The sequence below is a fragment of the Salifodinibacter halophilus genome (assembly GCA_012999515.1).
Classification (GTDB): Bacteria; Pseudomonadota; Gammaproteobacteria; order Nevskiales; family Salinisphaeraceae; genus Salifodinibacter; species Salifodinibacter halophilus.
The window spans coordinates 1-234 of sequence record JABEEB010000763.1 but is presented as its reverse complement, the minus strand read 5'-3'; the positions used below and the strand labels follow the sequence as shown (position 1 = coordinate 234).

The 234-nt window shown below is 62.0% G+C and carries 1 protein-coding gene; it reads left to right on the top strand.

Features of this window, described 5'->3' with window-relative positions; translation table 11 throughout:
• Positions 1–234, top strand: a 234-nt coding sequence (locus HKX41_13630) for a hypothetical protein (GenBank protein NNC25173.1), incomplete at both ends; no start/stop codon positions are given.

The following is a 234-nucleotide window of genomic DNA, read 5'->3' as shown; positions in this document are numbered from 1 at the left end:
CCCCAGCGCCACCTGTTCGGAACCCTCGCCCACGAAATCGGTCACCACCGCTACAACACCGGCTCTATCCCGTTCCAAGGCCGCAGCGCCGACGAGTACGTGCAATACCGCGCCGGCCTGGAAGCGCAGGCGATCTTCAACGCCTTTCCCATCTTCAAGGAACTCGAACACCAGCCCGAGTTCAAGGGCGGTAAGCCGTTCGGCTCCATCGGCTATCTGAACGAGGTCGAGTTG